The following is a 15,455-nucleotide window of genomic DNA, read 5'->3' as shown; positions in this document are numbered from 1 at the left end:
TCTCTTATCTAGGTTGAGAGATTTTCTATTCCAGCTCATTGTTCTTACTCAAAATCAATAAACATGCTCTTGAAATTGATGATGGCTAGGTTGTACTGAGTAAAGACATCCTGACCCAAGTTTCCATCTAACCCTTTTAAAAATTGATATTCATTTTGGTTGACAGAAATTTGAGGTAAGTAGTTCTCCTTCGATCCTATTTTGTATTGAAAATGAGGATAGACATATACCTCTTCATGGATCGTTCCACCCGCACCTCCTCTGCCCATAGTTTCGAGTTGAGATTTGGCTACAATCTCCTCCTTATGACGATTAAAATAATTAACCGATAGCTCTGAACTTTTTGCTCCAGTATCGAGTGCCATTTTAAGAGTATCTTGCGGTGTTTCAACTATAACTACTGGAGTTTGTCCTTTAAAGTAGAGATTGGAGTACTTTCTACTCGAGGGCTTTAGGGGAATATGGAGAGCATTGTGAGTTAGGTCTATTTTAATTTCTTGCATCTGTTTAATTAAAGGATAGCCGATGATACCCGAAATCTGATAATCAAGTTCGGGGAAGAAAAGATCATTATCTTCTGCAATCAAGAAAACAACATTTTCAAAGAGTAGCTCACCTACATACAAACTATCGGCAACACCAATTTTGGTTTTTATCTGGATGTGAGTGGCTGTAGATACATCAATATCTGTTTCGTAAATTTTAAAGCCCAAACGTTTTGCTTCAGAATGACTGATGGTAGAAGTTTGTGCTCCAGTATCAAAGATAAAGTGATCATGTACGCCCTTGCTAGATACGGGAATCATCAAATGGTTAAATATGTTGTTGTAGATGGGTATAGTCGTATCTTTTGTAATATGAATCTTTTGTTTCCCCACTAGAGCTTTTGCTAGGGTATAGTTGATTTTAAAGAGCGTGTTATAATCATTACTCTTGCTTTTTGTGAGGAGGTGAGAAAAATCTTCCAAGAGGGTACTATACACTTGAGCCGCCAGATGATACTGGAAGGTATTATTGTAATTCAACCCTTGTTGTTCTAATAGATGAACCACCTCCTGATTGCTTAATTTATTTCTATACTGATTGAGTAATTGGTTGATGGCAACGATAGATTGATTGTACTGTCCAAATGCACTATAGCAGTAAGCGTCATAATAAAGAAAGGTATTATGGCTAAAACTTCTAGGTAGTTTTTGTAATTCCGATCTCAGTTCAAGAAAAGACTCTTCTTGTAGTAGATGGTTCAATTTTTTGATCACAGGGTCTATAGGCTGATTACCTGCAAAGCTAATCAGAGAAACCCATAGACCTATTATTAAGAGTGCATATTTTTTCATTGAATAAGTTTAATCTATTAACAGCTTGACAACGGTTTTTGTTGAACAGACTAGGTAAAATGAAGTTCGTTCTATCATCTGTAAATGTATGATAAAATAGAGATAATGGAGGGCATAAAAGGCTTCATTTTGTGTTATTGTGTAAAATAGTATCCTACCTATAAAACGGATAGATATACATCCTGAATAATCGGTTTTTAAAGTCTTAGTCAAAAATAGGTTTTATCGGTGTCAAAATCTCATCATGTCGGTGTCATGTCATTCTCATGTCGGTGTTAAGATGAAAGGATGTCTTTAGACCTAAAAATACTGAATAGATATACATTTTACCATCTTATAAGTATGCAACTGAATTTATTAAAAAAAGTCCTATCTCGCAGATGTTCGATAGGACTTTTTAGGCTTTAAAATAGGCTGTGAAGAAACGATATTTCTGTGTAATGTTCTTTCGGGTAATTGAAGTATCAAACCTCCAATGAGAAAGAACTCTATTACATTTGTTTATCTTTAATAGCCTTTGCTAGCTTTCTAGTTTGCTCTATTACTTTAGGAGAAAGTAGGAGCAAGGCTATAATATTGGGAACTACCAAGAAGACATTAAAAGCATCGGTTAACTCCCATACCAATTCTACTTGAAGAATAGAACCTACCACAACAACTGCAACTACCATCATACGGAAAGGTGTGATGCATTTTTCTCCAATTAAATAACGTAGGTTTTGAGCGGCAAAGAAATACCAGCCCACTATCGTTGTGAGTGAGAAGAAGAAGAGGGTTACTGCAACAAATATTAATCCACCTTCTCCAAAAGCTGTTCCAAAAGAGGCTTGGGCAGCATCTGCACCCGAATTGGTAAGGTGGGTTCCTGTAACTAGTACAATTAAAGCAGAGATTGTACAAACTATAAAGTTGGTCCCAACACCCACCAAAGCCATCATACCTTGTTCGTAAGGATGCTTTACTTTGGCTACGGCATGAGCGTGTGGAGTTGTACCAATACCAGCTTCATTGGAGAATAAACCTCTAGATATACCATATCGCATAGCTTTCATAATGGTAATACCCAGTACACCACCACCTAAACTTTGAGGAGAGAAAGCCCCTACAAATATAGACTCAATAGCGGGTACCACGTGTTCGTAATTCATACCAATCACAATAAGTCCGCCCGTGATGTAGATACAAGCCATAATAGGTACTACTTTTTCAGCAAAAGCAGCAATACGTGTGATACCACCGATAAGAATGAATCCAACAATGATAGCCACAACAATACCGATATAAATAGATTTAACGGGGAGAACATTGGTCAGTGTTAAGCAAATAGAATTGGACTGAACAATGGTGCCCATAAATCCCAATACGATAACTGCTACTATGGCAAAAAAGGTAGCTAAGAATTTACTCTTCAATCCTTTTAATATATAATAGGCAGGACCACCTACCACATGTCCATCAATGGATGTTTTATATAACTGCGATAAAACAGCTTCGGCATAGTTGGTTGCCATACCTACAAGTGCACTTACCCAGAGCCAAAACACAGCACCTGGACCACCCGCAGCAATCGCGGTTGCTACACCTATGATATTACCAGTACCCAACTGAGCAGCGACAGCGGTAGATAAAGCTTGAAACTGACTCATTCCTTCTGCTTTGGTAGCTTTACATCTCTTGAATGCTCCTTTAAAAGTTAATCGAAAGGCTCGGAACACATGACGCTGAATAAAATGTAAGCGAATAGTGTAGTACAAGCCTGCACCCAATAAGAACACAATAAGAATGGGTCCTAAATAGGTGTTGTTGATGTGTCTAACCGACTCCAACAGTTCTTCTTGAGAAATAAAGATTAGCATAAGCAGAGTGTAATTTTTAGTTAATAATTAAGGATTAAAGTGTCTCGATTTATTCATCTTGTCTTTTCGTATATGTGTGTAATAAAAAATAAAACGTGCAAAAGTCTATAAATATTTATTAAGTGCAAATAATTTACGATATTTTACAATATAAAGAGCAAAGCAATTAAACTTTTTTTACTATTTGATACAATTCTTGAATATATGTAAAACTTTTTGATTATTTAAAGAGAGTGATATTCTGTCATATAAAACTCTATAATTGCTACTATAGTACGCTTATGTGTCTTTATTGGTGGAAATGTGTAACGGCTAAATCGTTAAGTTAATGGAATACATGTTTTGCAACATATTTGTATTTAAATACGTATTTCTGCTTTTAAATTAATATGAATAACAATCTGTTAGTTGTAAAAAAGAAATCAAAATCTTTACATTGTGTTTTGACTAATTGCTCAATAAAATCTTTTTCTGATGTTATATTTTGAGTATTGATTCGAGAATAAATGACAGATGAATCCTGATCGTAATTTTAACGAACTAATCTTGTTCTCAAAAGATCTTTTTTGGAAGAGTATAAGTAGCCCAAAAGAGCCTTGCAATGGCTTTACATGAGTACTCGATAGGATTTTTTTCTGCTCAATTAAATTGTAAATAGTTGTTATTTACTTTATAAATTTCATACCTTAGCTGCGTTATTGGTGATGCGAAATAGAAATCTATTATTTCGTCATTGAAAAGGGAATCAGGTGTAAATCCTGAACAGACCCGCTGCTGTAATTCTTAATTAATTACTTTAAATACCGCTTGAGCCACTGTCTGATACGCGATGGGAAGGCTATTTAAAGAGAGAAAAAGTCAGAAGACCTGCCAATAATATAAGTTACAAAGCTTTCTGGGACTAGAGCTTTAAGACATTTATGATAGGAGTAAGCTGTAAATACTTTTATCCTCTACTTGAATTATATCTTTAAATCTCTATCCCCGTTGGCTGTAGTTTGTAAAACAAACATACACTAGAAGAATGAATAATATTAAAAAAATATTATTGGGAGGTATGCTATGTGCCTTTCCTTGTACCCATTATGCCCAAAATAAACTAGACAGCCTCCAGTATTTACAGGAGGTAGTGATTACGGCAAAACCTTTCGAAGAGATAATTCCTGTTCAAAAGCTATCAGGAGACATACTTCAAACACTCAGCGTGCATAGTGTAGCAGATGCACTTCGTTACTTCTCGGGTATTCAAGTAAAAGACTATGGAGGTATTGGTGGCTTGAAGACAATAGATGTCCGTAATATGGGTAGTCACCATGTGGGGGTATTCTATGATGGAATAGAGCTAAATAATGCACAAAATGGAGTCATCGATTTAGGGAAATATTCACTAGATGATATGGAAGAGCTCTCCCTTTATAATGGTCAGAAGAGCGATATCTTTCAATCGGCCAAAGACTTTAGTGCTGCCTCAACGGTTTACTTAAAAACCAAACGTCCACGCTTTGTGGGAGATAAGAAGACTAATGTTATTCTTCGTTACAAAGCGATGTCTATCGATTTTATAAATCCCTCTTTTCGTGTAGAACAGCGTATTTCACCTTCCGTTACTATGAGTGCGAGTGGGGAGATGACCAAAACAAATGGTCGTTATAAATTTCGATATAAACGAAAGAACTTAGATGGTACTTTGGCCTACGATACTACTGCCACTCGTACAAACAGTGATGTAGAAGCTTATCGTTTAGAAACTGCCTTCTTTGGAAGAATAGAAGATGGAGGATGGTCTGCCAAAGCTTATTATTACGATTCCAACCGAGGTGCGCCTGGTGCAATAGTAGCCAACAAATTTGATGATGGCTTTAGACAGAAGGATAAGAACTTCTTTGCCCAAGGAGAGTTCACCAAAGATTTTTCAGATCAATACCATTTCCAGTTCAAAGGTAAATATGCCTTTGATAAGATGAATTATATTGCTCGAGATACCACACACGTATTGGGCGATGTAGTCACAGAAAGTGCTCAGTTTGACGATACCTATTACCAGCAAGAAATCTATGCCTCTGTAATTAATATGTACAATATTACCGATTGGTGGGATGTATCTGCCTCGGCAGATTTTCAGTGGAATAAGCTCAATGCTACTCGCTTGGGAATATCTACAGCCTTTGCATACCCTACACGCTATACGTTATTGGGTGCATTGGCTACTTCACTTAACTTGGGTAAGTTCAAGGCAATGGTCAGTGTAAATGGAGCCTTTGTGCACGAAACCGTGAGAAACGGAGCTGCGGGTCCCAATAAAAAGGAATTCAGTCCAGCCGTGTTCTTGGGTTATAAACCTTTTCAGAATCATGATTTCAATGTAAGAGCTTTTGCCAAGCGAGTATTCAGAATGCCTACATTTAATGATTTGTACTATACACAAGTTGGCTCATCGGCTTTGAATCCCGAATATGTGAATCAGGTGAATCTAGGGTTTACCTATAATCTCCCTTTCCGTCATTCAGTATTCGATAAGTTTTCTATTCAAACAGATGCCTATCTTACCCGTACAACCGATAAGATAATTGCTGCCCCCACAGGAAACCTCTTCCGATGGATGATGAGCAATGTAGGAAAAGTGAAAGGGAAAGGAGTTGAAGCCTCTGCTGCCTTGGATATGCATTTCGGAGCTATTCAAGTGGCGACAAACCTAAGTTATGCTTATTCGGAGCAGAAAGATTATACGAAGATTTTTGGACTACCTCTCTCTTCCTATGGCGATCAGATACCTTATACACCTTGGCATAGTGGTTCTGCCATCTGCTCGGCTTCTTACAAATCATGGAATTTGAACTATAGCTTCTTCTATGTTGGCGAACGCTATAATGGAGCCTTTAACAATATTGAGAAAAATAAAGTCCAGCCTTGGTACACACATGATATTGCCCTTCAAAAACAGTTCCAATTCAGTAAACTGAAGGCGAATGCATCTGTAGAAGTAAACAATCTATTTGATCAGCAATACGAAGTAATCTACAATTACCCCATGCCTGGGCGAACATTTAAATTTATTATAGGGATAGAATTATGAGAAACTACACTCTTTTCATTCTTGCTTTAGCATCTGTTTTTCTACTTCCTTCATGTAGAAAGGATGAATATATTTTTAAGTCCAATAAAGAACAAGTGGCGTACCCTCGTCCAGATTCTAAGACTTTGGGCTTCTATATTCTCAATGAAGGTAATATGGGAATGAACCGAGCTAGCATTGATTATTTTGATTACCGTACGGGTTACTACTCTACCGATATCTACTCTGAACTCAACCCCAATGCAATCAAAGAACTGGGTGATGTAGGGAATGATTTAAAGATTTACGGGAACAAACTCTATGCTGTCATTAATGCTTCGAATAAGATAGAAGTCATGAATAAATGGACGGCACAGAGGCAGAAAGTAATCACTGTCCCCAATTGTCGATACCTTGCTTTTCATCAAGATAAAGCTTATGTCAGTTCTTATTCGGGTCCGATAGGTGTTGATCCCAATGCAGAAAAAGGTTTTGTGGCGGAGATAGATACGACTTCATTAGAGCTAACCCGAAAGGTACAAGTAGGCTACCAACCCGAAGAGATGGTGATTGTAAATAATAAGCTCTATGTAGCCAACTCAGGAGGTTACCGAGTTCCTAATTATGATACTACTGTATCTGTAATAGACTTAGATAGCTTTGAGGAGATTCAGAAGATAGATGTAGCGATCAATCTACACCGCATGGTTTTAGCTCCCAATGGCTTGATCTATGTATCTTCTCGAGGAGACTACAAAGGTGTTCGTTCAGATATATTCATTATCGATCCTCAAAAAGATGAGGTAGTGCAATCTCTCGGAGTAGGAGCAAGTGAATTATGTCTAAGTGGAGAATTACTTTATTACTACAATTCAGAAGAAGATCAGAATACAGGCAGTAGAGATATTAAATATGGTATAATAGATACCAATACTCAACAGGTCATCTCTAATGAAATTATAACCGATGGTACAGATAAGCAAATCATGCTCCCTTATGGTTTGACGATCAATCCTGAAACGAAAGAGATATACATTACCGATGCACAAAATTATATCGTAACAGGATTTGTGTATTGCTTTACTCCCGATGGAAAGTTGAAGTGGAAAACAACAGCAGGTAACATTCCTGCCCATTTTGCCTTTTTAAAATAAGAATCAGATAACATATAAATATAGAAACCATGAAAAAGAAGTATTTAAATTTATTATCAATGGCTTGTGTGGGTATAGTACTAGCCAGTTGCAGCAGTAGCGATGACAATACAGATCCACAACCAAAAGATAGCCCTTACATTAATAAAGTGTATGAGTTTAAACCAGCTTATGGTCAGTTTGTCAACGAACTACCTGCATACCATGATGGGGATACAGAACAAGCTATGCTGGCCAAAGTCAATAAAGCTTTAGTGGGTCCAAATACAGAGATGATTTCTTTGGGTGGCTTTGGAGGCTATGTTGTATTTGGTTTTGATCACATGATTGAGAACAAAGAAGGGTTAAGAGATTTTAAAGTACTCGGTAATGCTTTCTATTCAGCTACAAAAGCGAGTATTTCTAAAGGAGCAAGTAGTGAGCCAGGTATCATCATGGTATCTTATGATGAAAACAAGAATGGCAAACCAGATGATAAATGGTATGAAATAGCAGGAAGTGAGTATAACAACAAAGAAAGCATCAGAAACTATGAAATTACCTATTATAGACCAGAAGTAGAAGATAAAGAAGTTCGAGAAGAGTATATCCGCTGGACAGATTCTGAAGGAAATGAAGGTTGGATTCCTAAAAATACCTACCACAGACAAAGCTATTTCCCAAACTGGATAGCCAAAGATCAAAAATCAATCACTTTTAAAGGTACTCTCTTACCTTCCAATGCAGAAAACAAAGGTACAGATGAAAATGAAAACTGGGTATCTTATCCTTATGAATATGGATATGCAGACAATATGCCTAATTCTTCAGATGAATCGGCAATAGACATTAATTGGGCGGTTGATGAAAATGGCAAATCTGTCAATCTACCAGGTATTCACTTTGTAAAGGTTTATACTGCTGTGCACCAACAAGCGGGTTGGCTAGGTGAAATATCTACAGAAGTACTAGGTGCGTATGATTTACACTTGAAAGGAGAAGTCGTAAAAACACGATAAACATCACATAAACATTTAAATTTATAAACTATGAAATTGAGTAAAAGTATATTATTCGGACTGCCTTTAATGGCATTAATGGGGCTCTCATCTTGTTCAAGAGATAAAGACTATAGCTGTTTAATCCCCAACCCAGAACCAGAAAACCCTGGAGTAGAATGTATTCCCGATGCTAAACCCTCTCTGCCTGTTGAGGCTGATGGTTTTTACATGGTCAACGAAGGCTGGTTTGGGCATGATGGTGGTTCAGTAAACTTCTTCGGTAAAGATGGTCATATTGCATATCGTGCTTATTCTACAGCAAATGCAGGAGAAGAATTTGGTAAGACTACAGCAGGTGGGGTAATGTACGGTGATAATCTTTATTTTACCTCTAAACAAGGAAATAGACTAGTTGTTGCTGATGCTAAAACTCTAAAGAAGAAAGCTGTTCTCGAAGAAGTAGGTGGAGATGCTCGTTTCTTCCAAGGTATCAATGCAAATAAAGGATATCTATCTGTTTCAAGTGGAATCTCAATTCTGAACTTAGAAGATTTTACTTATACGGGTAAGCAAATTGCTGGAGTCTCTGGTGAGGTAGGCGATATGTGCCAAGTGAACAATACTGTTTTTGCTGCTGGTAAGGGCAAAATATATGCAATCCATGCAGAGAAGGATGAGCTGATAGAAACCATCGAAGTAAAAGGTGCAAACAGTGTCCTTTTGGCAAAAGATGGCAATGTATGGGCTGGTGCTGGAGAAACTCTCTATAAAATTAATCCTGCAACTTTTGAAGTTGAAAAAAGAGACATTAAGGGATTGGGTATAAGAACAAACCCATGGGCTTGGACACCAAGAGCAATTGATGCTAGTGCAATATCCAACACTCTTTATTGGGCTAGTGGAAAATCAGTGATTAAGTATGATATAGAATCAGGATCTTCTGAAAGCATCTTTACACTAGGAAGTGAAGATGGAAAGAATCTAGGTTTCTATGGTGCCGGACTTCGAGTTGATCCGTTGACAGAAGATATTGCAGTGATTGGTCAACAAGGTTTCAGTACCTTTATCTGGGTCTATTTGATTGATAATGCTGGTAAAGAAATTAAGAAATATCAAGTACTCAATCAGGATGGTAAGGAGCACTATTGGTTCCCATCCATGCCTCTCTTCTTAGATATGAATAAACCTGAGATATTAGTGAATCAGATACTTGTTCCTGTGAAAGAAACAGTAGAAATTGATTTGTCAGAAAAAGTAGTAGATGCAGATACTTTCGATGCAGCTATCTCTAAGGCAGTTGAAGTGAAAGAAGGAGAAACATTGATCTCAGCTTCTATTGAAAACAATAAATTGATTGTTGAAGGTTTAGGCGAAGAAGGAAAGACCGAAATCACCCTTACTGTAAACTCAAATGGTTGTATCGTAAGTAAAACTATTGAAGTAGTAATTGCAGAAGAGCTTACTTGTAAATTATAAGATCTCTCACTATAACTAGAGAATAATACGTTTTTACTGACACCGACAAGAGGATGCTTTGACACCGACATCGTATCATCATGTCGGTGTCATGACGATAACTTGATAGAGTTAAAACCGTATTTTATAGGTATAGACAAGTGTTGCTATTTACAGTAAATATTAGAGTACAAAAAAAGGTAGAAGTGCGTGCTTCTACCTTTTTTTATATCCTAAATTAAGATCCTATTTTATTCGATAGGTTCAATTCCTGATCGTTTTTGATAAGCCAATGCAGCCCCAATAGCTGTGCTATATTCAGAATATTGAGGGATATGAAATCTCACATCATACATCTCTTCTATCTTAGAAAATATCTCTTTGCATTGAGGAAGCTGAGTAAGATTTCCAATCAGCACAAAATCTCTAATATTACTATTGAGTGAAGAAAGAATAGCCGACTGTCCGATAGCTCTTAGTACTAAGTGAATAATACCCGAAGCAAGGTCTTCAGGACAAGCATTGCCATCTACTTTTCCAAAGTTGGAAGCAGTAGCATCAAGAGGTAATCCAGGCAAGGCTTTGCTACAGATGTCTTGAATCTGAAGATCTATATTATTAAGCGATCCTTGAGAAGCTAGTTCGGCAATGGTATCAATATTCTGTGTCTTCAGTAAAAGTCTAGAGAGCCCCAAGAGTGTGCCACCTCCAATACCCGTACCTCCGATATGTTCGATGTTTTCGCCCTGAACTTTAACAAAAGATGTACCCGTACCCATACTCACCACAATGATGTTTTCAAGGTCGATAGTAAATTTTGCTCCTAGTCCATTGGCTAAGAACTCGTCTGTTCGTGCAGTAGGCAAATCATAGATAGGTCGGTCAATAAAAGCACTGCCCACACCTGTCAAAATTATTTCTTCTATATCGGGTAAGTTGATTTGATTATTGTAAATATACTTACCAAAAGCTCCAAAAAGAGAAGCAACAGGATCCGATGCTTTAACAAACATCGGAGAAATGATCTCTCTTTGTTTTACTCCTACGATCTTAGTAGTACTTCCGCCTACATCAATTCCGATGACAAGACCCATAATATTTAGTTCTTTAAATATGCAAAATAATATATTACAAAGGTATAACTAATTATTACAATATACTTCTTTCATGCCAAAAGTCTGTACCCATATCGGTAGAGATTAGAACATTAAGTAAAGTAAAAATGCTCTTTATTCATGCTAGAGTTAGAATAAAAGGTAGGATATAAAACCTTTACTCCTTTCTATTTGTTAACTTTTAAGAGAGTAATGTCCCTTAGTATCAAAAAGATATTGCTTTCTTATCTTTAAACATATAGATAACCTTAAACAATTGAGTTTTATGAAAATTGACCTTAATGATAGAGTGAAAGGAACCTTAATGGGTTTAGCTGTGGGAGATGCTCTAGGATATGGAACCGAGTTTATGCCCAAGACAAAAGTATGCTTCAACTATCCCGATGGACTAAAGAGATATTCTGATATCGTGGAGAGTGAGTGGTGTACAAAGGATCATATAGGTCACTGGACCGATGACACAGATATGATGCTCGCCATTCTTGACAGTCTATTGGATAAAAAAGAAATAGACTTAGCAGATATTGCAAAGAATTTTAAAGCATGGAAAGAGTCTAGCCCATGGGATATAGGGATGCTGACATCTGATGTTTTATCAAATCCGAAATACTTAGATAACCCTGTAGCCTGTGCAAAGAAAGAGTGGGAAAACTCAGGAAGAAATAGTGCAGGAAACGGAGGAATTATGCGAACCTCAATTACAGCTATCTGGCAATACAAAGACTGGAAACAAGTAAAAGAAAATACAGCTAATATTTGTCGGTTAACTCATTATGACCCTCGTTGTGTTAGCTCGTGCGTGGTAGTTGCCTATATTTTACATTCTATCCTAAACGATAAAACCTTCACTAAAAGAGATTTAATAGAGGTGTCCAAAGAGTTTGATGAACGAACAGGTAAGTTTATTGAGATTGCTTATCAACCAGATATTACAAGGCTGAGCCTAGATGGCCCAGGAATGGGTTATACGCTAAAAGCTATGGCAGCAGGAATTTGGGCGTTTAATTATGCCAAAGACTATATGAGTGGTATTCAGACTGTCTTACTAGAAGGGGGAGATGCTGATACAAATTGTGCCGTAGCTGGACCAATCTTAGGTGCTAAATATGGATTTAGCTCTATCCCCAAACACCTGATTACTGATCTCAAAGAAGGTAAAGCGTTGGAACATAAGATTGATCGTTTAATAAAGATGTTATAAGAGTTAAAGAGTGTTTCCGAATACTAGAATGTGGCTATTTATCTTTCATTTTAAATTAGAAATTAATAACTTGAATCGATAGTTAAATAATAATTTAAAATACTTAGCCTTATGAAAAAGTATGTTTGTACAGTTTGTGGTTACGTATATGACCCTGCTGAAGGTGATCCCGACAATGGTATAAAACCAGGTACTGCTTTTGAAGATTTACCCGATGACTGGGTATGTCCAGAATGTGGAGTAGGAAAAGAAGACTTTGAGCCTTCAGAGGATTAAATAAAGTTTGTAGAAAGAAACGAGGTTGCCTAGTAATAAGCAACCTCGTTTTATAATTATATATTCTTTCGCTAGTGTGAATGGATGGGTCCAAAGTAAAGGTATCCCAACTCTTAGAATCTTTAAGCGTAGATATTCATCTAATCAGTTCGTGCGAATAGAGTATTCTTATTTCTTGAAAATAAAGTAAACCGCAAGGATCAGAAATCCAAATCCTATGATGTGATTGAGCCGCAATGTCTCATTCTTAAAGACTACGATAGTTATTATCGTAAATACAGTAAGAGAAATCACTTCTTGTAGAACTTTGAGTTGCCACAGATTAAATGGTCCTCCATTCTCTATATACCCAATTCTGTTGGCTGGAACTTGGAAGCAATATTCAAAAAAGGCGATTCCCCAACTGATTAAAATGATGGCCAATAAGCCGAAATGACTGAAAGAATCCATTTCCTTAAACTTAAGATGTCCATACCACGCAAAAGTCATAAAAAGATTAGAACAAACCAGAAGTCCAATCGTTGCTAAATACTTTGTCATAAATGTATTGTCTGATTAAAAGATAGAGTTCAAAAAATTGAAATGATTACAAAGGTAGTATATTTATTGATGAAATGTTTTGAATAATCTTCTTTTCATGGCCTATGAATGAGAAGTCTTACCCCTAGTTTTTATCCTAAAAAAAGAGGCGTAAATATGATGAAGCAACCTATTCAACGGAGAGGTACAGATAATAAAATCTTGAAGAAACATCTTTTATTTCAAGCAATATATGTATATTTGCAATCTGGTAAAAAGAAGGAACAAGAACTGATGAAAACAAACCCTTGTATTTTTTTGTATCAGAACGCAGATAATCAGGATCAGATGAGAGTGAAAGAAGCTATTCAACTGATTACATTACCGACTCCTCTATTTTACAAAGTTATTGATTGCTACCGAAGACAATGTTGTTTTCGGTTTTTTTATGCTCAAAATTTTAAAAAATGACAACAGACGACGAAAAGAAAGTAGTCTTGGCTATCCATGAAAAGCCGAAATTTGCTCAGTGGATACTACTCAGTATCCAACATCTCTTTGCCATGTTTGGAGCTACCGTATTAGTCCCCACACTTACAGGAATTAGTCCTGCCGTAGCTCTCGTATCAAGTGGTATTGGAACACTCGCTTTTATTGCTATTACACGGGGTAAAGTGCCTTCATACTTAGGCTCATCCTTTGCCTTTATTAGTCCCATAATAGCAGTTAAAGCCTTGGATCTAGACCCCACATCGGGTGTGGGAGTTGGGAGTTTTCTTGTAGGAAGCTTTATGGTAGGAGTTACGTATGCTCTTGTCGCCCTAATCATCGCCAAGGCAGGAACCAACTGGTTGATGAAATTACTACCTCCCGTAGTAGTAGGTCCCGTAATTATGGTTATCGGTTTGGGATTAGCCTCCACAGCAGTGGGGATGGTGACAAATAATCCAGTAGGAGAATATGACATTACTTACGTTACTATAGGACTGATAACCCTTGCGATAACTGTAGTTACTGCCATCTTCACCAAAGGCTTTTTAAGTGTCATACCTATTTTAGTAGGTATAATAGGAGGATATCTCACCTCATTAATGATGGGAGTAGTAGATACACAAACGGTAGCTAATGCGGCCTGGTTTGAAATTCCTCCGTTTCAAGTTCCCTTTTTACATTATACGCCCCATTTTACTTGGAAAGTATTCCTGCTCATGGTACCAGTGGCTATAGTTCCTATTGCAGAACACATCGGTCATCAGTTGGTTTTGAGTAAGGTCATCAATAAAGATTTAATCAAAGACCCCGGTTTAGACCATTCCATGCTTGGAGATGGAGTTGCCACCCTGATAGCATCTGTTATCGGCGGACCTCCTAATACTACTTATGGCGAAAACATAGGAGTACTAGCCATTACAAGAGCCTTTAGTGTATATCTATTTGTAGGAGCAGCCTGCTTTGCCATTTTATTTGGCTTTTGTGGAAAAGTAGCTGCATTGCTCTCTACCATTCCCTCACCAGTAATGGGTGGGGTATCCATTTTGTTATTTGGTATTATCGCTTCAAGTGGATTGAGAATGCTAGTAGAGAATAAAGTGGATTTTGCCAAGAAGCGTAACCTTATCATATCTTCTGTTATTTTAGTAATAGGGATAGGAGGGGCAGCCATTCATGTTGGAGATCTTTTCTCTTTAGAAGGTATGGCATTATCTTCTATTATAGGTGTCATACTCAATCAAGCTTTACCGGGAAAAGAAGTTGTAGACTTTGATAAGATGTTTAAAGAATAGAATAGAGAACTCATAATAAATTTCAGTAAGGAGGCTGTCCCTAAAGGATAGTCTCCTTTTTTGTATAAATGACTTTGATGGCTGAGTTCTCTTATCATCTTGACACCGATATGTAGTTGCTTTGACACCGACATGTCATGATCATGTCGGTGTCAAAGTAAAATCACAACTTATAAAAAGTAAGCATTTATTAGGGCTTAAATCTGGAGAATACTATCAATAAAAAGATCAATAGCTTTATTTGTGGAATAATACAATATGCTTTTTATATGTGCTATCTATTGACATTAAGTAATAAGGGTATTGACGAAAAAGGGTAATTATAATATTTAAGAATTAATTGTAAAGTATATTTTAACTAAATGAGAGCTGTTTTAAGAGTTGAAAGGCATGATGTGATTTGTAATCTAAAGCCTCTAAATCTAGCTTATGCACTAGGTTGTATATGTGTTTGATTTGAAAAATGAAAGTAAAATTATTCTTATTTGTATCAAAATAATAGTTTATGTAAAATGGTTGGTTTACAATAATTATGTAAACAAAGATTAATGATAATTTTTTTTAATAAAAATTAATAAATATATTTGCGAATACATTTTGCTAGTTAAACCCTATAAAAATTAAACCTATGAGAAAATTAAAGCTGTTCATGCTTCTCTCATTTCTCTTTATGAGTATGGGTTATGTATTCGCTCAAACAAGGACAATTGAGGGAGTCGTAATCTC

General features: G+C 36.6%; 11 protein-coding genes and 1 riboswitch. Of the genes, 7 read left to right on the top strand and 4 right to left on the bottom strand.

The annotated features are described in order from the left end of the window. Positions 1-44 precede the first annotated feature (44 nt). Entirely contained in the window at positions 45-1,337 is a 1,293-nt protein-coding gene (locus K8V80_RS09380) for a retropepsin-like aspartic protease family protein (protein ID WP_276777331.1), read from the bottom strand. Between the two features lie 491 nt (positions 1,338-1,828). Next, positions 1,829-3,193 carry an alanine/glycine:cation symporter family protein gene (locus K8V80_RS09375; RefSeq protein ID WP_276777328.1) on the bottom strand — a complete coding sequence of 455 codons (1,365 nt, stop codon included), beginning with the start codon at positions 3,191-3,193 and terminating at the stop codon, positions 1,829-1,831. A gap of 682 nt (positions 3,194-3,875) precedes the next feature. Next, a riboswitch (cobalamin riboswitch) is annotated at positions 3,876-4,082 on the top strand. Between the two features lie 135 nt (positions 4,083-4,217). Between K8V80_RS09375 and K8V80_RS09370 the strand changes: the two genes are divergently transcribed. The 4 genes from K8V80_RS09370 to K8V80_RS09355 are packed head-to-tail and all read left to right on the top strand — an operon-like array spanning position 4,218 to position 9,855. Further along, on the top strand, positions 4,218-6,266 hold the full coding sequence (locus K8V80_RS09370; protein ID WP_276777325.1) for a TonB-dependent receptor: 2,049 nt from the start codon (positions 4,218-4,220) through the stop codon (positions 6,264-6,266). Then, positions 6,263-7,399 (top strand): YncE family protein, encoded by a 1,137-nt coding sequence (locus K8V80_RS09365; protein ID WP_276777323.1) that lies wholly within the window; start codon positions 6,263-6,265, stop codon positions 7,397-7,399. The genes K8V80_RS09370 and K8V80_RS09365 overlap by 4 nt, the downstream gene beginning before the upstream one ends. Before the next feature lie 29 nt (positions 7,400-7,428). Continuing rightward, the gene (locus K8V80_RS09360) at positions 7,429-8,397 is read left to right on the top strand and encodes a PKD domain-containing protein (protein ID WP_276777321.1); all 969 of its coding nucleotides are present in this window, start codon (positions 7,429-7,431) and stop codon (positions 8,395-8,397) included. A 30-nt stretch (positions 8,398-8,427) separates the two neighbouring features. Continuing rightward, a complete protein-coding gene (locus tag K8V80_RS09355; RefSeq protein WP_276777319.1) occupies positions 8,428-9,855 on the top strand; it encodes a DUF5074 domain-containing protein in 1,428 nt (475 codons plus the stop codon). 230 nt (positions 9,856-10,085) lie between these two features. Here the strand turns inward: K8V80_RS09355 and coaW are convergent, their stop codons facing one another. Beyond that, positions 10,086-10,928, bottom strand: coding sequence for a type II pantothenate kinase (coaW, locus tag K8V80_RS09350; protein WP_276777317.1), 843 nt, complete (start codon positions 10,926-10,928; stop codon positions 10,086-10,088). A gap of 286 nt (positions 10,929-11,214) precedes the next feature. Between coaW and K8V80_RS09345 the strand changes: the two genes are divergently transcribed. Beyond that, complete coding sequence (locus K8V80_RS09345) at positions 11,215-12,150, top strand: ADP-ribosylglycohydrolase family protein (protein ID WP_276777315.1); 936 nt, start codon at positions 11,215-11,217, stop codon at positions 12,148-12,150. Between the two features lie 111 nt (positions 12,151-12,261). Further along, positions 12,262-12,426 carry a rubredoxin gene (rd, locus tag K8V80_RS09340; RefSeq protein WP_006745087.1) on the top strand — a complete coding sequence of 55 codons (165 nt, stop codon included), beginning with the start codon at positions 12,262-12,264 and terminating at the stop codon, positions 12,424-12,426. A gap of 168 nt (positions 12,427-12,594) precedes the next feature. Here the strand turns inward: rd and K8V80_RS09335 are convergent, their stop codons facing one another. Next, positions 12,595-12,966: a DMT family protein gene (locus tag K8V80_RS09335; RefSeq protein ID WP_006745086.1), complete on the bottom strand. Its 372-nt coding sequence runs from the start codon at positions 12,964-12,966 to the stop codon at positions 12,595-12,597. 446 nt (positions 12,967-13,412) lie between these two features. Here K8V80_RS09335 and K8V80_RS09330 point away from each other — a divergent pair, with 446 nt between their 5' ends. Further along, positions 13,413-14,729: a solute carrier family 23 protein gene (locus tag K8V80_RS09330; protein ID WP_276777311.1), complete on the top strand. Its 1,317-nt coding sequence runs from the start codon at positions 13,413-13,415 to the stop codon at positions 14,727-14,729. Positions 14,730-15,455 lie beyond the last annotated feature (726 nt).

Source organism: Bacteroides coprosuis (genome assembly GCF_020741705.1).
Classification (GTDB): domain Bacteria; phylum Bacteroidota; class Bacteroidia; order Bacteroidales; family Bacteroidaceae; genus Bacteroides_E; species Bacteroides_E coprosuis.
This window is presented reverse-complemented; position numbering and strand designations above follow the sequence as displayed.